This window comes from Telluria sp. ZT3P25, from assembly GCF_059685895.1.
Map to the genome: position 1 here is coordinate 3731010 of NZ_JCASIJ010000001.1, position 23219 is coordinate 3754228.

19 protein-coding genes are annotated in these 23219 nt (G+C 65.5%); 6 read left to right on the top strand and 13 right to left on the bottom strand.

Annotated features, from left to right (window positions below; genetic code table 11):
- The first annotated feature begins 6 nt into the window (after positions 1–6).
- Genes glyS through AC56LY_RS16510 form a run of 4 tightly spaced genes read left to right on the top strand, consistent with a single transcriptional unit; the run spans position 7 to position 4437 of the window.
- Positions 7–2103 (top strand): glycine--tRNA ligase subunit beta, encoded by a 2097-nt coding sequence (glyS, locus tag AC56LY_RS16495; RefSeq protein WP_258835628.1) that lies wholly within the window; start codon positions 7–9, stop codon positions 2101–2103.
- 22 nt (positions 2104–2125) lie between these two features.
- On the top strand, positions 2126–2698 hold the full coding sequence (gene gmhB, locus AC56LY_RS16500; RefSeq protein ID WP_183556334.1) for a D-glycero-beta-D-manno-heptose 1,7-bisphosphate 7-phosphatase: 573 nt from the start codon (positions 2126–2128) through the stop codon (positions 2696–2698).
- A 51-nt stretch (positions 2699–2749) separates the two neighbouring features.
- A complete protein-coding gene (locus tag AC56LY_RS16505) occupies positions 2750–3490 on the top strand; it encodes a lysophospholipid acyltransferase family protein (protein ID WP_332532292.1) in 741 nt (246 codons plus the stop codon).
- Complete coding sequence (locus AC56LY_RS16510; RefSeq protein WP_499581269.1) at positions 3487–4437, top strand: M48 family metallopeptidase; 951 nt, start codon at positions 3487–3489, stop codon at positions 4435–4437. The genes AC56LY_RS16505 and AC56LY_RS16510 overlap by 4 nt, the downstream gene beginning before the upstream one ends.
- A 43-nt stretch (positions 4438–4480) precedes the next feature.
- Here the strand turns inward: AC56LY_RS16510 and AC56LY_RS16515 are convergent, their stop codons facing one another.
- The 6 genes from AC56LY_RS16515 to AC56LY_RS16540 all read right to left on the bottom strand — a co-directional run bounded on the left by AC56LY_RS16515 (position 4481) and on the right by AC56LY_RS16540 (position 10494).
- Complete coding sequence (locus AC56LY_RS16515; protein ID WP_499581271.1) at positions 4481–4990, bottom strand: YcxB family protein; 510 nt, start codon at positions 4988–4990, stop codon at positions 4481–4483.
- A 95-nt stretch (positions 4991–5085) separates the two neighbouring features.
- Positions 5086–6417, bottom strand: coding sequence for a lipid IV(A) 3-deoxy-D-manno-octulosonic acid transferase (gene waaA, locus AC56LY_RS16520; RefSeq protein ID WP_499581272.1), 1332 nt, complete (start codon positions 6415–6417; stop codon positions 5086–5088).
- Entirely contained in the window at positions 6374–7354 is a 981-nt protein-coding gene (gene waaC / locus AC56LY_RS16525) for a lipopolysaccharide heptosyltransferase I (protein WP_499581274.1), read from the bottom strand. Before waaC ends, waaA begins: the two co-directional genes overlap by 44 nt.
- 10 nt (positions 7355–7364) lie before the next feature.
- On the bottom strand, positions 7365–8747 hold the full coding sequence (locus AC56LY_RS16530) for a phosphomannomutase/phosphoglucomutase (protein WP_482900128.1): 1383 nt from the start codon (positions 8745–8747) through the stop codon (positions 7365–7367).
- Positions 8748–8985: 238 nt separating this feature from the next.
- Positions 8986–9297 (bottom strand): H-NS histone family protein, encoded by a 312-nt coding sequence (locus AC56LY_RS16535; protein WP_482900252.1) that lies wholly within the window; start codon positions 9295–9297, stop codon positions 8986–8988.
- 102 nt (positions 9298–9399) lie between these two features.
- Complete coding sequence (locus AC56LY_RS16540; protein ID WP_499581276.1) at positions 9400–10494, bottom strand: MraY family glycosyltransferase; 1095 nt, start codon at positions 10492–10494, stop codon at positions 9400–9402.
- Positions 10495–10766: 272 nt separating this feature from the next.
- On the opposite strand from AC56LY_RS16540, the gene AC56LY_RS16545 reads away from it, so the two are divergent.
- Complete coding sequence (locus AC56LY_RS16545; protein ID WP_499581278.1) at positions 10767–11615, top strand: symmetrical bis(5'-nucleosyl)-tetraphosphatase; 849 nt, start codon at positions 10767–10769, stop codon at positions 11613–11615.
- A gap of 1 nt (position 11616) precedes the next feature.
- Here AC56LY_RS16545 and AC56LY_RS16550 read toward each other — a convergent pair whose 3' ends face one another.
- Genes AC56LY_RS16550 through AC56LY_RS16575 form a run of 6 tightly spaced genes read right to left on the bottom strand, consistent with a single transcriptional unit; the run spans position 11617 to position 16195 of the window.
- On the bottom strand, positions 11617–12360 hold the full coding sequence (locus tag AC56LY_RS16550; RefSeq protein ID WP_499581280.1) for a lysophospholipid acyltransferase family protein: 744 nt from the start codon (positions 12358–12360) through the stop codon (positions 11617–11619).
- A 55-nt stretch (positions 12361–12415) separates the two neighbouring features.
- Positions 12416–13711, bottom strand: a complete 1296-nt coding sequence (locus AC56LY_RS16555) for a dihydroorotase (protein ID WP_499581282.1) — start codon at positions 13709–13711, stop codon at positions 12416–12418.
- Complete coding sequence (locus tag AC56LY_RS16560; RefSeq protein ID WP_482900133.1) at positions 13708–14682, bottom strand: aspartate carbamoyltransferase catalytic subunit; 975 nt, start codon at positions 14680–14682, stop codon at positions 13708–13710. The genes AC56LY_RS16555 and AC56LY_RS16560 overlap by 4 nt, the downstream gene beginning before the upstream one ends.
- Positions 14663–15193: a bifunctional pyr operon transcriptional regulator/uracil phosphoribosyltransferase PyrR gene (gene pyrR, locus AC56LY_RS16565; protein ID WP_499581284.1), complete on the bottom strand. Its 531-nt coding sequence runs from the start codon at positions 15191–15193 to the stop codon at positions 14663–14665. Before pyrR ends, AC56LY_RS16560 begins: the two co-directional genes overlap by 20 nt.
- Positions 15194–15197: 4 nt before the next feature.
- Positions 15198–15584: a Holliday junction resolvase RuvX gene (gene ruvX / locus AC56LY_RS16570; RefSeq protein WP_499581286.1), complete on the bottom strand. Its 387-nt coding sequence runs from the start codon at positions 15582–15584 to the stop codon at positions 15198–15200.
- Positions 15585–15610: 26 nt separating this feature from the next.
- Positions 15611–16195 carry a YqgE/AlgH family protein gene (locus tag AC56LY_RS16575; protein WP_407070068.1) on the bottom strand — a complete coding sequence of 195 codons (585 nt, stop codon included), beginning with the start codon at positions 16193–16195 and terminating at the stop codon, positions 15611–15613.
- Between the two features lie 265 nt (positions 16196–16460).
- Between AC56LY_RS16575 and AC56LY_RS16580 the strand changes: the two genes are divergently transcribed.
- The gene (locus AC56LY_RS16580; RefSeq protein WP_499582066.1) at positions 16461–17966 is read left to right on the top strand and encodes a cryptochrome/photolyase family protein; all 1506 of its coding nucleotides are present in this window, start codon (positions 16461–16463) and stop codon (positions 17964–17966) included.
- Positions 17967–17975: 9 nt separating this feature from the next.
- Here AC56LY_RS16580 and AC56LY_RS16585 read toward each other — a convergent pair whose 3' ends face one another.
- Positions 17976–23213: a hybrid sensor histidine kinase/response regulator gene (locus AC56LY_RS16585; protein ID WP_499581288.1), complete on the bottom strand. Its 5238-nt coding sequence runs from the start codon at positions 23211–23213 to the stop codon at positions 17976–17978.
- Positions 23214–23219: the final 6 nt, after the last annotated feature.

Below are 23219 nucleotides of genomic sequence, written 5' to 3' on the forward strand. Positions count from 1 at the left end.
CAGACCATGAACCAAACACTCCTCGTCGAACTGCAGACCGAAGAACTGCCGCCGAAGGCGCTCGTCAAGCTGGGCGCCGCCTTTGCCGCCGGCATCGCGAATGGCCTCAAAGCGCGCGACTTCCTCGAAGCCGACAGCGTCGTCACCACGTACGCCACGCCGCGCCGCCTGGCCGTCTCGATCACCAATGTGCGCGATACGTCACCTGACAAAGCGATCCGCGAAAAAGTACTTCCGGTGACGGTGGCGCTGGACAAGGAAGGCAACCCAAGTGCGCCATTGGCCAAGAAGCTGGCCGCACTGGGCTTTCCCGACCTGACGATCGACCAGCTCGAACGCGCTCCGGATGGCAAGACCGAAAGCTTCTTCTACACCTACACCGCCGCTGGCAGCGCCCTGACTGGCGCGCTGCAGGACGTGCTGCAGGACGCAGTGAACAAGCTGCCGATCCCGAAGCTCATGAGCTACCAGCGCCCGAACGGCGACACCGTGCAGTTCGTGCGCCCGGTGCACCGCCTGCTCGCGCTGCACGGCGAGCAGGTGCTGCCACTGACGCTGCTCGGCCTGACGGCCGGGCGCGAGACCGCCGGCCACCGCTTCCTGTCGCATGGCGGCGCCATCACGATTGCGCATGCCGATCAGTACGCGAACACGCTGGAAACCGAGGGCAAGGTCATTACGTCGCCGCAGGCGCGCAAGGACAGCATTCGCGCCCAGCTGCTGGAGCAGGCCGGCGCCGACCAGGTCCTGATGCCCGAGTCGCTGCTCGATGAAGTCGCGGCCCTGGTCGAATGGCCGGTTGTCTACGAATGCCGCTTCGAAGAAGAATTTCTGGCCGTGCCGCAGGAATGCCTGATCCTGACGATGCAGACGAACCAGAAATACTTTGCGCTGACCGACGCCGACGGCAAGCTGCGTTCGCGCTTTCTGATCGTGTCGAACATCGCGACTGACGACCCAAGTGCGATTGTTGGCGGTAACGAGCGCGTCGTGCGCCCGCGCCTGTCGGACGCCAAGTTCTTCTTCGAGCAGGATAAAAAGAAAACGCTCGAGTCGCGCCTGCCGGCACTCAGCAACGTCGTGTACCACAACAAACTGGGCTCCCAGGCCGAACGCAGCGAGCGCGTGACCAAGCTGGCCATGTACATCGCCACGCGACTGGGCTTCGACGCGTCGCTCGCCGAACGCGGCGCGCGCCTGTCGAAGGCCGACCTGCTCACCGACATGGTCGGCGAGTTCCCGGAACTGCAAGGCATCATGGGCACGTACTACGCGCGCCACGATGGCGAGCACGATGAAGTGGCGCGCGCGGCGTCCGAGCATTACCAGCCGCGCTTTGCCGGCGACACCCTGCCAACCACCGATACCGGCCTGGCCGTCGCGCTGGCCGACAAGCTCGAAACGCTGGTGGGCATCTGGGCCATCGGCCTGCAGCCAACGGGCGAAAAAGATCCGTTTGCACTGCGCCGCCACGCGCTGGGCATCATGCGCATGCTGGTCGAAAAGCGCTTGCCGCTCGAACTGTCCGACATGTTGCGCGATGCGGTCACGACGTTTGCCGACCAGCCGGCGTTCAAGGACCCGAGTGCCGAGGTCACGGCCTTCATGCTCGACCGCCTGCGCGGCCTGCTGCGCGACCGTGGCTTCTCGCCGAACGAAGTCGAAGCCGTGCTGGCCCAGAACCCGGACCGCGTCGACGACGTCGTCCAGCGCCTGGAAGCCGTGCAGGCCTTTGCTGCGCTGCCCGAAGCCGCCTCGCTTGCCGCCGCCAACAAGCGCATCACTAACATCCTCAAGAAGAACGAGGAAGCACTGGCGCAAGCCGGCGCGGTCGATCCGGCCCTGCTGCAGGACCAGGCCGAGAAAGACCTGGCCGCTGCCGTCACGCGCGTACAGCCGGCCGTCGATGCGGCGTTTGCCGCAGGCGACTTTGCCGGCACGCTCAAGACGCTGGCAGAGCTGCGCGAGCCGGTCGACGCGTTCTTCAACGACGTGATGGTGATGGCCGACGACATTGCGCTGCGCAACAACCGCCTGGCGTTGCTGGCGTCGTTGCACGGCATGATGAACCGCGTGGCCGACATCTCGAAGCTGGCAACGTAAGCACGGCATGCAGGCACCCCCGATGAAACTCATCATTCTCGACCGGGACGGCGTGATCAACCACGACTCGCCCGACTTCATCAAGTCGCCGGCCGAGTGGATCCCGATCCCCGGCTCGCTCGAGGCCATCGCCCGCCTGAATCAGGCGGGCTATCGGGTGGTGCTGGCGACGAACCAGTCGGGCATTGCGCGCGGCCTGTTCGACATCGCCACGCTCAACGCCATCCACGCCAAGATGCACGCGGCGGCGCAGCTGGTGGGCGCCGACATCGACGCCATCTTCTTTTGCCCGCACGCGGCGCTCGATGCCTGCGACTGCCGCAAGCCCAAGTCGGGCATGTTCGAAGAAATCGGCAAGCGTTTCAAGATCAACCTGAAAGGCGTGCCGACGGTGGGCGACTCGCTGCGCGACCTGCAGGCGGGCTTCAACCGTGGCTGCACGCCCTATCTGGTCCTGACCGGCAAGGGCGAGCGCACGCAGATGACCGGCGGCCTGCCGCCCGGCACGAAGGTCTACCCCGACCTGGCCGCGATGGTCAGCGCCCTGCTCAAACCCGCCGGCGCCACTGGTGCTGGCGCTGCCCAAGCGTCATAATCAATACAACACCACGATAAGAATAACCAGATCGTTTTGTCCGGAGCCCCTTTGCGTAATTTCAGTCTGTTTCTGCGTTCCCTGCTGTTCACGATCGTCATGATGGTGGCGACGATCATCTGGGCTTCACTGTGCTTCCTGGCAGCCCCCCTGCCCTACAACCAGCGCTTCTGGTTTACCTCGCGCTGGAACGTCTTCATCATCTGGTGCGCGCGCGTCATCTGCGGCATCCGCTACGAATTCAAGGGCTACGACAACCTGCCCGACGCACCGGCGATCGTGCTCTCGAAGCACCAGTCGGCGTGGGAAACCATCTTTTTGCTGCCGAACCTGACGCGTCCCCTGGTCTACGTCTTCAAGAAGGAAATCCTGTACATCCCGTTCTTCGGCTGGGCCATGGGTTTGCTGCGCATGATCCCGATCGACCGCAAGCAGGGCAAGAACGCGTTTTCGCATGTGGTGCGCCACGGGAAACGCCGCCTGGCCGATGGCCAGTGGATTATCATGTTCCCCGAAGGTACCCGCATCCCGGTGGGCCGCAAGGGCAAGTACAAGAGCGGCGGCGCGCGCCTGGCGGTCGAGACCCAGGCAGTGGTGGTGCCGATCGCGCATAATTCGGGCGAGTGCTGGCCCAAGAATTCGTTCATCAAACGGCCCGGAACGATCACGGTATCGGTCGGCAAACCGATATCGCCGCAAGGCCATACCCCTGACAGCTTGATGCAAGAGGTAGAAAATTGGATAGAATCGGAAATGCGCGTCATTTCGCCCCACGCCTACAAAGGTGGTTGAGCGACGTTAGCACCCAGATCAGGAATTCGCGTCCGCAGCAAACGGCGGCGTCGTCGAAGATCGACGGCGACCAGCTCGAGCTGTTTGCACAAGAATTCTTTGCGGCGCTCAAGCCTTCCGACAGGCCGGCGCCGCCGTCCCAGCCATTGTTCAAGGCGCCGCCGGCGCCGCCCCGCACCAGGCTTCCTTCGCCGCCCGTCGGCCCGCAAGACCCTCCCCTCAAACGCATTGCACTCGGCCAGCACTACGTCGACTACGCGCTGCGCCGCTCATCGCGCCGCTCGATCGGCTTCATGATCGACGACGACGGCCTGCGCGTGACCGCGCCACGCCGCGTGACGCAGGACGACATCGAGAACGCGCTGCGCGCCAAAAGCCGCTGGATCATCACCAAGCTGCTCGAACGCGGCGAGCGGCGCGAACTGCGCCAGCAACGCGCGCCGGTCGTGTGGGTCGATGGCGCCCTGCTGCCGTTCATGGGTGGCGAGATCACGCTGCGCCTCGAACCGGCCACGCGCAGCCATTGCCGGTTTGATGAAGCGACGCGCGAACTGGCGATCGGTGTGGTCCCCGGACTGGCCGAGTGGCAGCTCAAGGAACGGGTCAAGCTGTGGTTCCAGGCCGAGGCCAGGCGCGTGTTCACCGAACGCCTGGACCACTACGCGCCGCGCCTGAACGTGCGCTATACAACCTGCACGCTGTCGTCGGCCGGTTCACGCTGGGGGTCGTGCACGGTGGGCGGGAGCATTCGCCTGAACTGGCGCCTGATCCACTATCCGCTGGCGTTGATCGATTACGTGGTCGCGCACGAACTGGCGCACCTGCGCGAGATGAACCACAGCCCGGCGTTCTGGGCGACGGTGGCCGAGGTGTATCCGGATTACGATGGCGCGCGCCTGGCGCTGCGCAAGCAGTCGCACCAGATGCCGGTATTGTTTGACGAGTAGGCAGGCGAGCAGGCAGGCTGCTGGCCTGCCGGGTTCGTGGAGGTTAGTGCAGACTCAATGCATGGCGCGCGGCCGCCAGATCGCGCATGGTCGCGGTCTGCTGCTGCGACAGGCAGCGAAACGGGATCGGCAGCGTGCCCCGTTTGAGCACCATCATGAAGCCACGCGAGTAGGTGCGCACGGACGCCACATCGGCCCATTCGATCAGCGTCACGCCGCCACTGGTGCGCACGATGCCGTGGGCGTCGATGGTGAATTCGTAGGTGCGGCGCCCGCGCCCGAGCAGCACGAAGTTCAGTCCTGCGCTCAGCGTGCTGCGCAGGCGCAGCAGGAAGCCGGCAGGCCAGCGCACGCGCCGGCGGCGGATCAAAAAGCCCCCGTGCTGCCACATGAAGCTGACGTATTCGGCCAGCGTATAGCGCACGAAAAAATGCAGTGCATCGAGCGGCAGCACGCTTGCCGTTTGCTGTTTTGCCGGCACGTGGTCGGCCAGGCCTGAGCCCAGGATCGTTCCCAGCGTGTCGACTACCCCTTCCTGGACCCGAAGAGACACTGGCTCTCCATCACTGCCCGGTGTCGCGCGATTCAATGACAACATGGCGCATCCCCTATAGTTTTGTAGCGTGCAGATGGGAATGGTAACAAAACCTACCCAATAAGCCGTTGCACGAGTTCAACAGTGCGCAGGGTCGCGCCGCGGTGGCGGCCGGCGAAGGCCAGCGCCCTGGCGCCCATCGCTGCGCGCGCCGCATCATCGTGCAGCAACCGCGCGGCTTGGGCCACGAGCGCATCGGCGTCCGGGACGCGCAACGCCGCGCCATCGTCAACCGCGTCGATCGTCGCGTCCAGAAAGTTGAACGTGTGTTCGCCCACCAGCACCGGTTTGCCCAGTGCACAGGCTTCAATCAGATTCTGGCCACCCAGCGGCAACAGGCTGCCGCCGATATAGGCGCAGTCGCAAGCAGCGTAATAGGCGAACATCTCGCCCATCGAGTCGCCTAGCAGAACATCAGTATCAATCGCGGCGGCGTTGTCACCATCCAGCTGCGAGCGGCGCGCGAGCGTCAGGCCGCGTGCCTCGACCAGCTTCGCCACATCGTCGAAGCGTTGCGGATGACGTGGTACCAGCAACAGCAACGCGTGCTGCGGCTTGTCGCGGTTCTGCCGCCATGCTTCCAGGATCAGTGCCTCTTCGCCTTCGCGCGTACTCGCGCACAGGAACACCGGGCGGCGCGCCGCGCCGTCGATGCGTGTGCGCAGCCAGGCGCCCTTCTCCAGCGCGCTCGATGGCGGCACGATGTCGAACTTGACGCTGCCCGTGACGACGACGTTCGGCGCGCCCAGCGACGCAATGCGCGCCGCATCGGCATCGGTCTGCGCCGCCACCAGCGTGAACGAGCGCGCCGCCTCCAGCATCACGGCGCCGGCCTTGCGGCCCCGCTTGAGCGAGCGTTCGGACAGGCGCGCATTGGCCAGCACGATCGGCACGCCCTGGCGCGTGCAGGCTTGGATCAGGTTCGGCCAGACTTCGGTTTCCATCAGGATGCAGGCGCGCGGACGATAACGGCGCAGGAAGCGCGTCGTCATCCATCCTGTGTCGTACGGCAGGTAGGCCTGTACGACGCGCTCGCCGTGGCGCGCAAACAGGTCGCGCCCGGTGGCGCGGCCGGTCGGCGTCATGTGGGTCAGCAGGATGCGGCAATCGGGATACGCCAGCAGCAGCGCATCGACCAGCGGCTCGCTGGCGCGCGTCTCGCCCACCGACACCGCATGCACCATGATCGTGGGCCGCTCGCCTGCCGCGGGGCCGCCAAGGGACAGGCGCTCGTCCCAATGCGCGCGGTAGCCCGGTTCCTTGCGCCCGCGCCACCACAGCCGGCCCAGCACCACCGGCATGGCCAGCCACCAGAGGCTTGAGTACAGCGTGCGGTTCATGTCATGCCGGCGCCAGCAGGCGCCGTGCAGCCGCGATGACGTCATCGCTTGACGGCGGTGCACCCAGGTCACCCAGGTTGACGATGCGATCGGACCAGTTGCCCTCGGTCTTCCACTTCGGCGAATCGCAGTAGATTTCGATCGTCGGCCGCACGAAGGCGGCGGCGATATGGGTCAGGCCCGTGTCGACGCCCACCGCAAGGCGCGCGTGCTGGGCCAGCAACACCGCGTCCATCATCGACAGTTTTGGCAGCACATGCGCATTGGGGATCGCTGCCGCCAGCGCCTGGGCATCTTCGTGTTCAGACTGCGAGCCCCATGGCAGCAGCACCGGCATCGGCGCAAGCGCTGCGCCCAGTGCGATCCAGTTGGCGTCCGCCCACTTCTTGGCCGCGCGCGCCGTGCCATGGAAAAACACGGCGTAGTCGTCGTGCGGCAAAAACGCCGGCCGGGTGCCTGCGCCTGGCGCCGGCAACCCGAACTCCGGGGCCGAGTCGACGCTGTAATCGAGCGCAGCGCCCGCAACCATGCGTCCGCGCGCCACCGCATGCGTGCGCGGATTTAACGAGATGCTGTCGGTATGGAAGATGCGCGAGATGCCCTCGTAGCCCGAGCCTTCGCTGCCGTTGGCCAGACCGACTTTTTTACCGCCCTTGCGCACGCGCGACGCGCCCATGATGATGCCGGTCTTGAGCAGGCCCTGGGTGTCGAACACATAGTCATATTCGTCTTCGCGCAGCGTGCGGAAGAATGCGCGGATTTCGGCCCGCGTCTCTTTCTTGCCCAGGCTCTTGCGCCAGCGGCGCAGCGACCACGGGATGATCTTGCGCACATGAGGATTCAGGCGCACGAGACTCACGTACCCTTCTTCCACCACCCAGTCGATGGTGGCGCCCGGATGCTCGCGCAGCAGGTCGGCCACCATCGGCAGGTTATGCAGCACGTCGCCCAGCGACGACACGCGCACGAGCAGGATCTTCAAGCGCGTATCCTCAGAACGGCAGGTCGGCATCTGGCTTGGCGGCCAGGATCACGGTCTTGAACTCGGCCTGGATGCGCGCCAGTGCTTCCGGCGATTCGCCTTCGAAGCGCAGCACGACAACCGGCGTCGTGTTCGACGAACGGGCCAGGCCGAAACCATCGGCGTACTCGACGCGCAGGCCGTCGATGTCGTTGATTTTCTCGGACGTCGGGAACGTGGCGTTGGCGCGCAGGTGGTCGATCAGCGTGAAGTTCTCGCCCTCTTGCAGCTGCAGGTGCAGTTCCGGGGTGCTGCTGGCCATTGGCAGGCTGTTGAGCAGCGCCGATGGATCCTGCTGCTTGGTCAGGATCTCGAGCATGCGCGCGCCGGCATACATGCCGTCATCGAAGCCGTACCAGCGCTCCTTGAAGAAGATATGGCCGCTCATCTCGCCGCCCAGCGGTGCGCCGGTTTCCTTCAGCTTGGCCTTGACCAGCGAGTGGCCGGTCTTCCACATCAGCGGCTTGCCGCCGTGCTGCTCGATGTACGGCGCCAGGTGGCGCGTGCACTTGACGTCATACAGGATCTCGCCACCAGGCACGCGCGAGAGCACGTCGGCTGCGAACAGCATCATCTGGCGGTCCGGGAAGATGATCTGGCCATCCTTGGTGACGATGCCGAGACGGTCGCCGTCGCCGTCAAAAGCCAGGCCGATTTCGGCGTCGGTCTCTTGCAGCGCGCGGATCAGGTCTTGCAGGTTTTCCGGGTGCGCCGGGTCAGGATGGTGGTTCGGGAACGTGCCATCGACGTCGCAGAACAGCTCGACCACTTCAGCGCCCATGCCGCGATACAGGTCGCCCGCGAACGCGCCGGCCACGCCGTTGCCGCAGTCGACCGCGATCTTGATCGGGCGCGCCAGCTTGACGTCGCCGATGATGCGCTCGAGGTAGGCAGCGCGGATGTCGTGCGTGCTGTAGCCGCCGCGCTGCGCCGCGATCGCGCCGTCGTACGCGGCGATGCTGTCGTGCAGACCGGTGATGGCGTCGCCGTAAATGGCTTCGCCGGCCAGGACCATCTTGAAGCCGTTGTAGTCGGGCGGGTTGTGGCTGCCGGTGACCATGATGCCCGAGCGGGTGTCGAGCACGTTGGTGCCGAAATAGACCATCGGCGTGGCGACCATGCCCAGGTCGATCACGTCGACGCCGGCGTCACGCAAGCCTTCGCTCAATGCGCCGGCCAGTTCAGGGCCGGACAGGCGGCCATCGCGGCCGATCACGACCTTGCTCTCTCCCTTGGCCAGCGCGGCAGCGCCGAATGCACGACCGATATGACGCGCGATGCCGGCGTCGAGAGTCTTGTCGATGATGCCGCGAATATCGTAGGCCTTGAAAATCGTTTTGGAGAGAGCGACCATTTTGTTTCCTGGAATATTGGAGGATTGATAAGTAACCACTATTGTAACGGCAAGCGTGGCGGACGGGGGAATGGCGCGCGTGCGCAAGCTTGGCCGTAAACCGCACGAAAAAACAGGGGAATATCGGGAAATAGCCGGGGCCGCGGATGGGCGCCAGATTCGATGGCAGCACGCCACCAGCGCCGGCGCTGGGGAAGCGCGCGGCGCTCGCTCCGCGTGGCGGAGCGATACAGACTGCTTAGACGCGCAGGTCGTCGATCGACTTGCCGCCGTCGACCCATTCCTTGACCCACTTTGGCTGGCGGCCACGGCCGGTCCATTGTTGGCTGGAATCTTGCGGGTGACGGTAACGCACGGCGACGGTCGCGCCTTTCGAACCGCGGCCGGTAACAGCCATCAGTTCTTTCAGCGGCATGCCGACGCTTTGCGCGATTGCCAGGATTTGTTCACGTGCTTTCTGCACTTCCTGGGTTTCACGCGTTTTCATTTCCTGCTTGATTTGTTCTTGCAGGTTGCGCAAATCGCCTACCGACATATTCGACAGATCCATCATCGTTCCTCGTTCGTTAAAAATTGAATGCAGATTCAGCAATTGCTGACGATCGGTGAATACTCACCAAATGTCGCAATATACTACATCAATAATACAAGGTCAGTCTTTCTTGTTTAAAAAAAGCCAGCGCGGCGACTTGAATCGCACGATGCGTCCATACAACCACAGGTAACTGATTATGAACAACAAGCAAAATACCATCAATGCGCCGGTGCTTTCCCAGAACACGGTCGCCGGTATCACCGCCAGCAATGAAATCAGCCATAAATAAGGCGATGTGCGCGCATTGCGTTTCATGAGTGCGCGTGCTTCGCGCGGCCCCACGGTCCATTGCACAATGCGCCTGAAAATCAAACTGTGCAAGTGAATACCATCGGGCAGCGTTGGCGATTTACCCCGGACAAACATGCGGCGGTATGCAGAGAATATGGTTTCAAATGCAGGGTAAATCAGCAATAGCGCGGCATACCAGGTCGACACCGCAGGATTGCGCATCACCAGCAGCAGGGCCAGCTCGCCCAGCAGGAAGCCAAGGAAATACGCGCCCCCATCGCCAAGGAAAATCAGCCCGACCGGATAATTCCAGATCAGGAAGCCCGCTGTGGCACCAGCGACAATCAATGCACCCACCAGCACGAACATATCGCCCACCTGCAGGGCGACGTAGGACAGCGACAGCAGCATGAAAATACTGATGACGCCGGCCAGGCCATTGAAACCATCGATGATATTGATGGCGTTGGCCACGCCGGCCACGGCGAGCAACGTCAATGGCAGCGCGATCCAGATCGAGTCCAGCGGCACGATTGTCCATGGCAAGTCGAGTCGACCGATACGCGCATCGAGCAGCCAATAACCAAAGCCCGCTGCGAGCATCGTCAGAAACAGGCGACGGCCCGGCGAAACCTTCCCCGTATAGTCTTCGGCAATGCCGCCGGACAGGGCAATCGCAGCGCAGGCAATCAGGGTTGCCAGCCACGCTGCCATTTGCGGCTGGCGCAAGATCGATAAACCGGACGCCACCACCACTGCCAAAAAGATGGGAATGCCGCCGACGCGCGCGACCGCATGCGTATGGTTTTTCTGCACGCCGGCAAAATCACCATCGAGTCCCAGCCCATGTTTTCGCGCGGTCTTGATGACCAGGAGCGTGAGCAATGCGCAGGAAAGGAAACTGACAAAAAACGAGAACATTATTGTTTTCTTTCGGAGCGATTCTTGTGCAGCGCTCCGCGCAGGGAGCGAATTGGAGCAGCCATCACAGGCTATTCGTCAACCGAAAGCCGGCCTCATTGTACCGGACTGGGCGTACACGCCGGCGCGCGTATTTATCGTGTTACCCGCTTGCACGGCCACGCAAAACACTGGTCGCGCGTAAAATCATTTAGTATCCGCCAACGCATCATGCGCCACCCACTTTCACAACGCCAGGCAGAAGGACCGCGAGGTCCTGCCAGAACAAGAATATGACGACTTACGCCATTGGCGACCTCCAAGGCTGCGCGCACGAAGCGCAGCTGCTGCTTGACCGCATTGCCCTCGTGGCGGGTGACGACGCGCGCATCCTGTTCGTGGGTGACCTGATCAACCGCGGTCCCGAATCGCTGATGGCATTGCGGCGCATGAAGGCACTCAATACATCGAGCGGCGGGCGGGTCGATGCCCTGCTTGGCAACCACGACCTGCACCTGATCGCGGTGGCCGGCGGCGTTCAGCGCCTGAGCCGCTCCGACACGCTCGACGAGATCCTGGCGGCCCCCGACCGCGATGAACTCATCGCCTGGTTGCGCGCGCGGCCGCTGGCGATGTTCGTCGACAATCACCTGCTGGTGCATGCCGGTGTGGCGCCTCAATGGGATGCGGCGCAGACGATGGCGCTGGCCGGTGAAGTCGAACGCATGCTCCAGGGTGACGGCTGGCTCGACTTTCTGAGCCAGATGTACGGCAACCAGCCTGACCGCTGGGACGACAGTCTGACGGGCATTGAACGCCTGCGCTGCATCGTCAATGCGCTCACGCGCATGCGCCTGTGCGCTCCCGACGGCGCGATGGACTTCAAGCACAAGGAATCCGACACCGGCCCGACCGGCAGCGACCTGCAGCCATGGTTCGACCTGCCGGCGCGCCGCACGCAGGATGTGACGGTGGTGTTCGGCCACTGGTCGGCGCTGGGCGTGGTGCAGCGGCCCAACCTGGTCGGGCTGGACAGCGGCTGCGTCTGGGGCGGCAAATTGACGGCCGTGTGCCTGGATGACCGCACGCTGCTGCAGGTGGATTGCCCCGAGTACCGGGAGCACGGCGGCAAGCAGCGCTGAATTAGTGTGAGACTGCGGTGGCTACGGCAGTGGCCACGGCCTCTTGCGACGCCTGCGCCAGTTCGCGCCGGTGCGCACCCTGGCTCTCGAGAGGCGCCAGGCAGGTCAGGCGCGCCGTGACCGGTGGCCCCTGCAAAATGCGGAACAGGCTGTCGACAAAGGTCGTATCCCCGACGTACTCGATCGACGGATGGTGCGCGCCATTGGCGCCGACATAGGCCAGCGCATACGGCTGCACCGGCACGCCGGCATCGACCGCCGCCTCGAACAGATTGGCATGAAACGGCAGCACCTGGCCTTGCAGGCCGGTCGTGCCTTCCGGGAACAGCGCGACGCGCTCCCCCTTCTGCAGCACCTCGACCAGGCCCTTGAACACATGGCGCAACTCGCGCCGGTTGCCGCGTGCGATGAACACGGTGCCGGCGCCGGCGGCCAGACGCCCCATCACGGGCCATTCGCGAATTTCAGCCTTGGCCACGAACCGGCAGGGGCTCAAAGCATTGATGACGAAGATGTCGAGCCACGACACGTGGTTGGCCACCACCAGCGCGTGCGCGAGTGCGGGCACGCCCAGCGCCGGTGCGACATTCACGCTGCACAGGCGCAGCAGGCGCGCGGACCAGCCGCGCGTCAGGCGGGCGCGCACACGGGGCGAGGCAAAGGGGAACACCAGCGCGCACGTCGCCAATCCTTCGCACAGATGGACGGTGACGCGCGCGAGGCGCCAGGCAAGCCGGATATTCAAGGTGATGGACGCCGTGAAGGCGCGCCCTTCGGGTGAAGAGCACGCTGTGATTGGATCAACGCTGGTAAGCCACGCGGCCGCGCACGACCGTCGCGCGCACCTGCCCGGCCAGCTCGTAGCCGAGGAACGGCGTGTGCTTGCCCTGGCTGGCCAGCGCCTTGCCGTCGACCAGCCAGCGCGCGGCCGGGTCGAACAGCACGACATCGGCCGCCGCGCCCACGCCCAGCGTACCGGCCGGCAGGCCGGCAATGCGCGCCGCTTCGCAGGTGATCTTGCCGATCGCCAGCGCCAGCGCGCCCTGTGCATCCTGTGCGCCGTGCGGCTGGTCTTGCGCCCACTTGAGCGTGAGCGCCAGCAGCAGTTCCAGGCCCGTGGCGCCGGGCGACGCTTCGCCGAACGGCAGCAGCTTTTCGTCGTCGTCCACTGGCGTGTGGTCGGAGCAGATCGCGTCGACCGTGCCATCGACGAGCGCAGCGCGGATCGCGTCGCGGTCGCGCTGCGAGCGCAGCGGCGGCGTCAGGCGTGCGTTGGAATCGAAGAAGCCGATGTCGGCATCGGTCATGTGCAGGTGGTGCACGCCGACGTCAGCCGTCAGGTTCAGGCCTTCTTTCTTGGCCGCGCGAATCAGGTCCAGACCGGCAGCGGACGAAATCCGGCACAGGTGCACGCGCGCGCCGGTGGCGCGCATCAGCTCGAAGATCGTGTGCAGCGCGATGGTTTCGGACATCACCGGCACGCCGGACAGGCCGAGGCGCGAGGCCAGCGGACCGGCATGGGCCACGCCGCCGCGGCCGATGTGCGCGTCCTGCGGGCGCAGCCAGACGGTGTATTCGAACGTCTTGGCGTACTGCATCGCGCGCAGCAGCACGGTGGTGTCGAGGATCGGCTCTTCGGCCTGGGCGAAGCCGATGCAGCCGGCTTCGGTCAGTTCGGCCATCTCGGTCAGTGCCTGGCCTTTCAGGCCCACGGTCAGTGCGCCCAGCGGGTGCACATTGGCCTGGTCGACGATGCGCGCGCGGTGCTTGAGCATTTCGACCAGGCCTGGTTCGTCGAGCACCGGATCGGTGTCGGGCGGGCAGACCAGCGAGGTCACGCCGCCCTGCATCGCAGCCTGCAGCTCGGATTCGAGCGTGGCCTTGTATTCGTAGCCCGGCTCGCGCAGGCGCGCCGACAGGTCGACCAGGCCCGGGGCGACCACCAGGCCGCTCGCGTCGATGCTCCGGTCGGCCGCAAAGCCCGCCGGTGCGGTGCCGATGGCCGCGATCTTGCCATCGACGATGAACAGGTCTTGCACGGCGTCGACGCCGTTCGCCGGGTCGATCACGCGCCCGTTCTTGATATGGAGTTTCATGCGTGGGTTCCTGCCAAAATGCTCATTACTGCCATCCGTACCGCGATCCCGAACGTCACCTGCGGCAGGATCACTGCCTGGCTGCCGTCGGCCACGGCCGAATCGATCTCGACGCCGCGGTTCATCGGCCCCGGGTGCATCACGATCGCATCGGGTTTGGCCAGCGCCAGGCGCTCGGGCGTCAGGCCGTAGCTCTTGAAGTATTCCTGCGCCGACGGCAGCAGCGCGCCGCTCATGCGCTCGTTCTGCAGGCGCAGCATGATGATCACGTCGACGTCCTTCAGGCCTTCGTCGATGTTGGTGAAGGTGCGCACGCCCATCTGGTCCAGGCCGCCCGGCAGCAGCGTGTGCGGGCCGATGGCGCGCACTTCGGGCACACCCAGCGTGGTCAGCGCGTGGATGTCCGAACGCGCCACGCGGCTGTGCAGGATGTCGCCGACGATCGCCACGCGCAGGTTCGTGAAGTCTTTCTTGTAGTGACGGATCGTGTACATGTCGAGCAGGCCCTGGGTCGGGTGCGCGTGGCGCCCGTCACCGGCATTGACGACGTGGACATCCGAGCGCGTGCGGTTCAGGTGCTGCGCGATCATGTACGGCGCGCCCGACTGCGCGTGGCGCACCACGAACATGTCGGCGTGCATCGCGGCCAGGTTGTCGATCGTGTCGAGCAGCGACTCGCCCTTGGTGGTCGACGAGGCCTGGATGTTCAGGTTGATGACGTCGGCCGACAGGCGCTTGGACGCGATCTCGAACGTGGTGCGGGTGCGCGTCGAATTTTCGAAGAACAGGTTGAACACGCTCTTGCCGCGCATGAGCGGGACCTTCTTGACTTCGCGGTCGGAGATCCCCACGAAGCTCGATGCGGTGTCGAGGATGTGGTCGATGTGCGACTTCTTGAGGCCCTCGATGGTGAGCAGGTGCTGCAGCTCGCCGTTTTTGTTCAGTTGCGGATTATTGTGCAGGATCGGCATTGTCTTGTTCGATGGTGAGCGAAAGTTGGCCTGTCTCATCGCGCTGCAGGCACAGCGACTCGTTGGCCTCGAGCGTGGCGTGGACGCCGACAAAATCGGCGGCCACCGGCAGCTCGCGCCCGCCCCGGTCGGCCAGTGTGGCCAGGCGGATGCAGGCCGGACGGCCGTAGTCGAACAGCACGTTGATGGCCGCGCGCGTGGTGCGGCCGGTCTGCAGCACGTCGTCGACCAGCACCACGGTGGCGCCGTCGACCGCGAAGCGGATGTGGGTCGGTTTCACGTCCGGGTGCAGGCCCTTGCGCGCATAGTCGTCGCGGTAGAACGAGACGTCGATGGCGCCCACGCGGTGCGTCAGGTCGAGGTCGCGCGCGAGGCGCTCGGCCAGCCAGGCGCCGCCGGAATGGATGCCGACGATGGCCGGATCGGCGACGCCGTCCAGGCCAGCGCGGACCTGGGCCAGCAGCTCGCGGTAGAGCGCCTCGGCATCGAATGCGTGTTTGTTGGTAGGCATAGGGTTAGCGTGATGCGTCAAAATACTGTTGCAAAATGATGGCGGCCGCCTTGTCGTCGATGACCTCGCCGCGCTTTGATGCAATCACGGCCGACGAATAGCGTTCATCGACCAGCTCGACGGGAAGATTGAAGCGGCCATGCAGCTGGTTGGCGAAGCGGCGGCTGCGCAGGGTCATGTCGTGCTCGGCGCCATCGGGATGACGCGGCTCGCCGACGATCAGACGCGCGGGCTGCCACTGCGCGATCAGGTCGCCAATGATCTGGAAGCGGGTGGCATTATCGATCGCGCTGACGACTTTCAGCGGCTGGGCTTGCCCAGTCAGGGTGTTGCCCATGGCAATGCCAATCCGCTTGATGCCGAAATCGAAGCCCAGAACGATATCAACCATGCCCGCCGTTCGTGCACTGGAACGCCTTACGCATGGCCGGCCTCGGTGGCGAGCATCAACGGATCGATGCCCAAGAGCTTGATGGCGGCGTGGTAGCGTTCTTCGATCGGCAGGTCGAACAGCACGCGCGCGTCGGCCCCGACTGTGAGCCAGCCATTGCGCGAGATTTCTTCTTCGAGCTGGCCCGGGCTCCAGCCGGCATAGCCGATGGAGACGAGCATGCGCGCCGGCCCACCGCCATTGGCGACGGCCTCGAGCACGTCGATCGAGGTGGTAAACGAGACGTCGTCGGTGACGATGAGCGACGACGAATAGCGCCCGCCCGGTGAATGCAGCACGAAGCCGCGGTCGTCCTGGACGGGGCCGCCGAACATGATCGGCTCGTCGACGACGGTGGCGCGCAGGCCCTCGGCGAGCTTGAGATCGACACGGTCGAACAGGGTTTCCATCGTCATGTCGGTCGGCTTGTTGATGACCACGCCCAGCACGCCCTTGTCGTTGTGCTCGCAGACGTAGACAACGGTGCCGCCGAAGACGGGATCCTGGATCGACGGCATGGCGATCAGGAAGTGGTTCGCCAGGTTCAGGCCGGATGCTGCAGGGCCCGCCATGGTGGGGGACCCATCCTGCTCACGGGGCATGCCCGGCATGGGAAGAGTTTTGCCAACTTTGGTTTTTTTCATACGATTGCTCTCAAAAGGCGCACTCTCGCGTTGTTACTTCTGTTGAATGGCTGCCAGGTATCTGCAGAGCAACCTACGCTTTCCGACAGTTTACACCCATTTGCCCTGCGGGCCATTGGAAGCATTCCTCGGGCGCCACACGTTTCGATCATGGGCAGTAAAATCTGGGCCCACCTTGACCTCGCACACGATGATGAATTCAAGCAAGTCTTTAGTCTGGTTCCGCCGCGATCTGCGTGCGTTCGACCATGCCGCCCTGCACCACGCCCTGCGTTCATCGCAGCAGGTGTATTGCTTGTTCGTCTACGACACCGATATTCTCGATGAGTTGCCAAAGGATGACCGGCGTCTGCGTTTCATCCATGCCAGCCTGGCCCAGCTCGATGCTGAACTGCGTCGCCTTGGAGGCTACCTGATCGTACGCCACGGCAGCGCGCGCGATGAAGTCGCGGCTCTGGCAGAAGAACTCGGGATCGGTGCCGTGCATGCCGGCAGCGACTATGAACCGTCGGCGATTGCGCGCGACCTCGCCGTGGCCGAGAAACTCGCCGCGCGCGACTGCGCCTTCCACACGTACAAGGACCAGGTCATCTTCGAGAAGCAGGAAGTGCTCACGCTCGCCGGCGGCGTGTTCTCGGTCTTCACGCCGTACAAGAACGCCTGGCTCAAACGCCTGGCCGCGCATCCGGAGACCCTGGCCACCTATCCGGTCGATGCCCATGCGCACACGTTCGCGCGGCCCACCGGAGCGCCGGCCGCCGGCGCTCCGGCCGCCCTGCCGGCCCTGGAAGACATCGGCTTCACGTCGGGCGAGCCGCCGCTGCCTGCCGGGATGGATGGGGCGGAAACACTGTTTGAAACCTTTGTCAGCGAAATGGCCGACTACGGCCGCGCGCGCGACTTCCCGGCCGAAGAAGGCACGTCGCGGCTGTCAGCGCACCTGCGCTTTGGCACGACGTCAATCCGCCACCTGGTGCGCAGCGCGCGCGAGATGGTGCAGTCGGGCGCAGGCGGGACGGGTGCATCGGTGTGGCTGTCGGAACTGATCTGGCGCGACTTCTATGCGATGGTGCTGTCGCAGAACCCGCACGTGGTCGAACGTTCGTTCAAGCCGGCCTACGATGTGATCGGGTGGGAAACGGGGGACGAGGCCGACGCGCTGTTTGCGGCCTGGTGCGAAGGCCGCACCGGGTATCCGCTGGTCGATGCGGCGATGCTGCAGCTCAATCAAACGGGTTTCATGCACAACCGGCTGCGCATGGTCACCGCGAGCTTTTTGACCAAGGATCTGGGCATCGACTGGCGCCGCGGCGAGCGGTATTTCGCGCGCCAGCTCAATGATTATGAATTGGCCTCGAACAACGGCGGCTGGCAGTGGGCGGCGTCGACCGGGTGCGATGCGCAGCCGTGGTTCCGGATCTTCAACCCGATCACGCAATCGACGCGCTTCGACGCGCGCGGGGAGTTCATCCGACGCTACCTGCCGCAACTGGCACAGCTCGACGCCAAGCAGATTCACGCGCCGTGGCTGGTAAAGCCGGATGTGCTGGCAGAGCGCGGGGTGGTGCTGGGACGCGATTATCCGGCGCCGGTCGTGGAGCACGACGCGGCGCGACAGCGCACACTGGAACGCTTTGCAGTGGTGAAGAAGGTGGTGGCGAAGGCAGAGGACGAGAAGGACGACGCGCACGACGACTGAACGCCGCCGTTATGCTGCCTCACGCCCCAGCAAGCCCTCGATCGCCGCCAGCAGCACCGTCTCCTGGTACGGCTTGCCGAAGTAGGCATTCACGCCCAGCCCGAGCGCCACGTTGCGGTGCTTGTCGGCCGTGCGTGACGTGATCATGATGATCGGGATCGCCTTCGTTGCGTCATTGCCCCGTACATTGCGGGTCAGGTCAAAGCCGTCCATGCGCGGCATCTCGATGTCGACCAGCATCAGGTCCGGTGCGCCCTGCCCGATCAGCTCCAGCGCTTCGATGCCGTCCTTGGCCAGCACCACGCGATAGCCTTCGCGTTCGAGCAGGCGCTGCGTCACGCGCCGCACCGTCAGCGAATCGTCGACCACCATCACCGTGGAGCGCCGCACCTGGGGCACGACAGCCTGCTTCACGCGTGCTTCACCCTGTGGCTGCTGCGCCAGTGCCAGCGGATCGAGGATCAGGACGATCTCGCCCGAACCCAGCACCGTGGCGCCGTCGATGCCCGGCATGCGCGCCAGCTGGCGGCCGATGTTTTTGACCACCACCTCGCGGTTGCCCAGCACGTCGTCCACGCGCAGCGCGATGCGGCGGCTGCCGCCATTCAAGACCAGCACCGGCGTCGAACGCTGCGTCGTGATGCGCTCGTCGTCATCCATGCCCAGCAGATCCGGCAAGCCATGCAGCGCCAGTTCGTGGCCGGCCAGGTGGATACTTCCGGCGTCGATCGCGGCGGCCAGATCGGCTTCACGCACCTGCTGCACCGCTTCGACCAGCGTCGATGGCACCGCGTGTGTGCGGCCACCGGCCACCACCAGCACCACCTGTGCCACGGCCAGCGTCAGCGGCAGCGTGATGGTAAAGCGCGCGCCCTGCCCTGCTTCGGACGCCACCGCGACGCGTCCGCCCAGCGCCTGGGCTTCGGAGCGCACCACGTCCATGCCCACGCCACGCCCGGCCAGCTCGGTCAGCGTGTCCGCCGTCGAAAAGCCCGGTGCGAAAATCAGGTCGGTCACCTGGTCGTCCGGGGCATCCTCGCCCTCGGCGAGCAGGCCGCCGGCCAGCGCCTTGGCGCGGATGCGGTCCAGGTCCAGCCCCGCGCCGTCATCGCTGAAGTTGATCAGGACTTCGTTGCCATGCTGGCTGACCTGCACCAGCAGCTCGCCCGTCTCGGCCTTGCCGGCATCCTGGCGCGCGGCGCGCGGCTCGATGCCGTGCACGATCGCGTTGCGCAGCAGGTGTTCGAAGGGCGCCGCCATCTGTTCCAGCACGCCGCGGTCGATTTCGACAGCGCCGCCCCGGATATCCAGGTTGACACGCTTGTCGGTCTCTTTCGCGGTCTGCCGCGCGACGCGGAACAGGCGCTCGGACAGGCTGGCAAACGGCACCATCCGCACCCGCATCAGGTCGCGCTGCAGGTCGCGCGTCATGCGCGCCTGGGCCGACAGTTCTTCGTTGGCCGAATCGACCGTGCGCGCCAGGCTTTCCTGGAACGAGGCGACGTCGTCGACGCTTTCGGCCAGCATGCGCGTGAGTTCCTGCAGACGCGTGAAGCGGTCGAATTCGAGCGGATCGAATTCGCGCTCGCCGGCGATCGACAGGCGCGAGGCGATCTGCGATTCGGCCTGCATCTCGATCTCGCGCAACTGGCGCCGCAGGCGGCCCACGTTGTCCGAGAAGTCGCCGAGCGACGACTTGAGTACGCCAATCTGGTTTTCAAGACGCGAGCGTGTGATCGACACTTCGCCCGCCTGGTTCACCACGCGGTCGAGGATGTCGGCGCGCACACGCACCAGCGGCGCACGGGCCGGCTCGACCGGCGCGGCTGCGGGGGCATCCACCGAGGCTGGCGCCGCTGTCGTTGCAGAGTCGGCGCGCGCCGGCTGCTGCAAGCCCTCGAACAGCAGCATCGCGCTGTCGTAGTTGGCCAGCAGCTCGTCGAAGGCGGTCGGCGGCAGCGTCGAGGTGCCGGCATGAACCATGTTCTCGATCTGCGTTTCCAGTTCGTGCGCGTGCTGGCCAAGGCGCATCGCGCCGGCCATGCGCGCACTGCCCTTGACCGTGTGCAGGTCACGCTGCATGCGCTGCGCGACGGCGGCATTGGACGGCTCCTGCTGCCACTGGCGCAGGTCGTGGCCGATGCGCGGCAGCAGGTCAGTCGCTTCTTCGAGGAAGACCGGCAGCAGATCGGCATCGATCTCGTCGACGTACCCGCTGGCGCCAACCAGTTCGGGCTCGTGCAGGTTCTCAAACGCCAGATCTGGTTCCGATTCAGCTTCAGCTTCCGACACCGGCCCGGCCAGCACCGCTTCATCGGGCGTCACCGCCACGAAGCCGGCCTCCGGCTGCGGCGCGGCCTGTTCCAGCGCGGGCGCGGCGAACGGGTCGTCGCCGAACGCGCCGAAGATGTCGTCGATATCGTCCGATGCTGCTGCTGGCGCGGCCTCGCGCGGCGCAGACACCGGCGCCATGAATGGCGGCGGTTCGGCCAGCAACTGCTTGTACGCTTCGGCGAACAGCGTGTCGAGCTGACTTGCCAGCGCCGGTTCGAGCTTGTCGAACGGCGATGTACCCAGGCGCGCGCGCAGCGCGGCCAGTTGTTCGATCAGGTCCGGCTGCGCCGGGGCCAGTTCGCCCAGCGTGAACACCTGCAGCATCGCGCGCATGCGCGCCAGTGTCGTATCGAACAGATCCAGCGCGGCCTCGTCGACGTTGGCGCCCGGCAGGGCGAGCTTCTCGAGCGTCTTTTCCAGCGCGTGCGCCAGTTCGCACAGGTCGGTGTAGCCGACCGTGGCCGAGGTGCCGGCCAGCGTGTGCGCGGCCGTGATCGCATCGGCCGATACACGCTGCGCCGGGTCCGCGCGCAGCGTGGCAAATGCGTCTTCCAGCGTGGCGCACAGCGATTCGGTTTCGAGCAGGTAGACGTCGTGCAGCGCCTGACCGATGGCCAGGTCGCCCACGCGTCGCACGGCGTCCAGGCCCGGCTGCGTGATCTCTTCGTCGAGCACGGGGATGTCGTCCAGCTGCGCATCAAGCCCGGCATCGAGCTGTCCATCGGCCGAGGGTGCAAACGCACCACCTTCCTGCACCCGCGCCGCTGCCTCGATCAGTGCGGCGCCATCGCGCTGCGGCGCCTGGCCGACGGCCAGTTCGGCCACCCACGCATCCAGTTCGGCGTAGGCGTGCGCGAGCAGCGCCAGCAAGTCGGCGGTGGCCGCGCGGCCATCGGCAAGCCAGATGTTCATGACCCGCTCGATGCTGGCGGCAGTCGCACCGAAGGCTTCCAGGCCCACCATGCGGCTGCTGCCCTTGAGCGTGTGGAAGGCACGACGCAGGCCGGTCAGGGTTTCCTGGTTGTCCGGCTCATCGGCCGCGCGCGGCAGCGTCTCGACCACGACGCCGAGCACTTCCTGCGCCTCGGCGATGAAGATCCCGAGCAGTTCGGCATCGACGTCGTCCTGCGCGTCGGTGCTGGCGACAGATGCCACCGGCGTCTCGACGGCAGCAGCAGCCTCAGTGAACTCGAACGGCAGCTCGCGCAGCAGCTGTTTGTCGGTGTCGAACGTGAAGCGCCCGCGCGCCAATGCGCTGTCCTGCGCCAGCAGGTCGGCAAAGAAGCCGAGCGCACCGATGTTCTGCGCGATATTGTGCAGCGACGCGTGCTGCGCGGTGACATCGCGCTCGCTGTCGGCCAGCGTGCGCACCGCGTCCTCGACGTGGTGCACCGTGAGCACGGCCTGCTCCTGGTCGAGGATGGCAAACGCCCCCTGCAAGCCATGCAGCACCGGCCCGGCCTGTTCCAGCACCTGGCGTTTGGACGGGTCGTCGTAATAATCGTCGAGCAGTTTTTCGATCTGGCGCAGGCCGGCCTTGACCTCGCCCGCCAGCACCGCCACGGTCTGGCCCTGCTGGATCTGGCGTGCCAGTTCGCCCTGCCACTGCGGCGCATCGGGCGGCGTTTCGCCGGCGGCCAGCGCCAGCAGGCGCGCGCCGACGGCTTCGGCGTTCTGTGAAAAATCGTCGGGCAACTGGCGCAGCTGGTCCAGGCTGTTCTCGACGAACAGCATGGCGGCTGCCATCTCCAGCCCGAACTGATCGTCGCGCCCCGACTGTACCGAGTCACCGGCCGCGCGGCCCAGTTCACGCAGCAGCTGCGCGAGCGCAGGTGCGCCCAGCTTGTCGCTGGCGCCAGCCAGGCGCGCCAGCGCATCGTTGAAATCGTTCTCGATGGCGGCGTCGGGCTTGCCGTCACCGGCGATCAGGTCCCAGTCCGATTTGGTGCGGGCCAGCGCTTCGCGCGCATCCTTGAGCGCCTGCGGATCGAGCTTGCCGTAGCGGCGTTCGGCGTAGTCGTGCGGCACCGCGCCGTCCAGGCCGAGGGCCTGACGCAGCGCACCCGCCTCGGGGCCCGGCGCGCAGGCGGCGGCCACGAAAAACAGCGCATCGCGCAGCATCGTCTCGGGCGCATCCTGCTGGCCCTTGGCCAGGCGCCGCAATTGCAGGTTGATCTGGCCAAAGAGCTGTTTGACATACAGGTCGGTGGCGATCTGGCCGTCGGCCACCACGCTGGCAAACGCATGCATCGCCTGCCAGAACAGGCGCGCGCGTGCGCTTTCCTGAGCGCCGGCGATCGGCGCGATTGCCGCAGCCATGTCGTGCGCCTGCGCGCGGCGCGCGGCGTCGTCATCGTCGGCCTTCAGGTACGGCAGCAGGGCTTTTTCGAAGTGCGCGCGGCAGGCGGCGATGTCGACGTCGGCGTTGACAGGGGTAGCAGCAGGCAGCTCGGGCAGCACCGACAGATCGAGCGGCAGCAGGTCGGCCGGATGGACCTTGCGCTCACCATGGCGTTCGACCATGTCGCGGTAGTAGGGGAACAGGCGCGCCGGCTGTTGCGGGGCGCCGCCCAGGAGTTCGTCGAGGTATTCGCCCAGCGCACCGAAGGCGTCCAGCACCACCTGCACGCTCTCGGCGTTGCAGGCCAACTGGCCATCCTTGAAACGATCGAGCACCGCTTCGGCGGCGGCGGTGAACACGCCGACGCCTTCGACATCGACCATCTGCAAGGCGCCGTGCGCCTGGTGCAGGTGCGATTTTGCATGCAGCAGCAGCGTTGGCTGCGCCTCGGGCGAACGGCCCGCGGCGTCGCGCAGGGACGTGGCGGCGCGCGTGAGGGCGTCGCGGATTTCGCCAATGACCCAGGACAGCGGGCCGGTATCAAAACTGCTGGAGCGGTTCAAGGTCGTCATCGCCCG

Excerpts from the sequence above, each read along its gene's own strand:
- AC56LY_RS16530 (WP_482900128.1), bottom strand. The coding sequence starts at position 8,747 with ATGGTCGCTCTCTCCAAAACGATTTTCAAGGCCTACGATATTCGCGGC.
- AC56LY_RS16560 (WP_482900133.1), bottom strand. The coding sequence starts at position 14,682 with ATGCCGATCCTGCACAATAATCCGCAACTGAACAAAAACGGCGAGCTG.
- AC56LY_RS16535 (WP_482900252.1), bottom strand. The coding sequence starts at position 9,297 with ATGGATCTGTCGAATATGTCGGTAGGCGATTTGCGCAACCTGCAAGAA.
- AC56LY_RS16580 (WP_499582066.1), top strand. The coding sequence starts at position 16,461 with ATGAATTCAAGCAAGTCTTTAGTCTGGTTCCGCCGCGATCTGCGTGCG.
- AC56LY_RS16585 (WP_499581288.1), bottom strand. The coding sequence starts at position 23,213 with ATGACGACCTTGAACCGCTCCAGCAGTTTTGATACCGGCCCGCTGTCC.
- gmhB (WP_183556334.1), top strand. The coding sequence starts at position 2,126 with ATGAAACTCATCATTCTCGACCGGGACGGCGTGATCAACCACGACTCG.
- waaA (WP_499581272.1), bottom strand. The coding sequence starts at position 6,417 with ATGACGTCATCGCGGCTGCACGGCGCCTGCTGGCGCCGGCATGACATG.
- AC56LY_RS16555 (WP_499581282.1), bottom strand. The coding sequence starts at position 13,711 with ATGAAACTCCATATCAAGAACGGGCGCGTGATCGACCCGGCGAACGGC.
- pyrR (WP_499581284.1), bottom strand. The coding sequence starts at position 15,193 with ATGCCTACCAACAAACACGCATTCGATGCCGAGGCGCTCTACCGCGAG.
- glyS (WP_258835628.1), top strand. The coding sequence starts at position 7 with ATGAACCAAACACTCCTCGTCGAACTGCAGACCGAAGAACTGCCGCCG.
- AC56LY_RS16575 (WP_407070068.1), bottom strand. The coding sequence starts at position 16,195 with ATGGCGGGCCCTGCAGCATCCGGCCTGAACCTGGCGAACCACTTCCTG.
- ruvX (WP_499581286.1), bottom strand. The coding sequence starts at position 15,584 with ATGGTTGATATCGTTCTGGGCTTCGATTTCGGCATCAAGCGGATTGGC.
- AC56LY_RS16545 (WP_499581278.1), top strand. The coding sequence starts at position 10,767 with ATGACGACTTACGCCATTGGCGACCTCCAAGGCTGCGCGCACGAAGCG.
- AC56LY_RS16540 (WP_499581276.1), bottom strand. The coding sequence starts at position 10,494 with ATGTTCTCGTTTTTTGTCAGTTTCCTTTCCTGCGCATTGCTCACGCTC.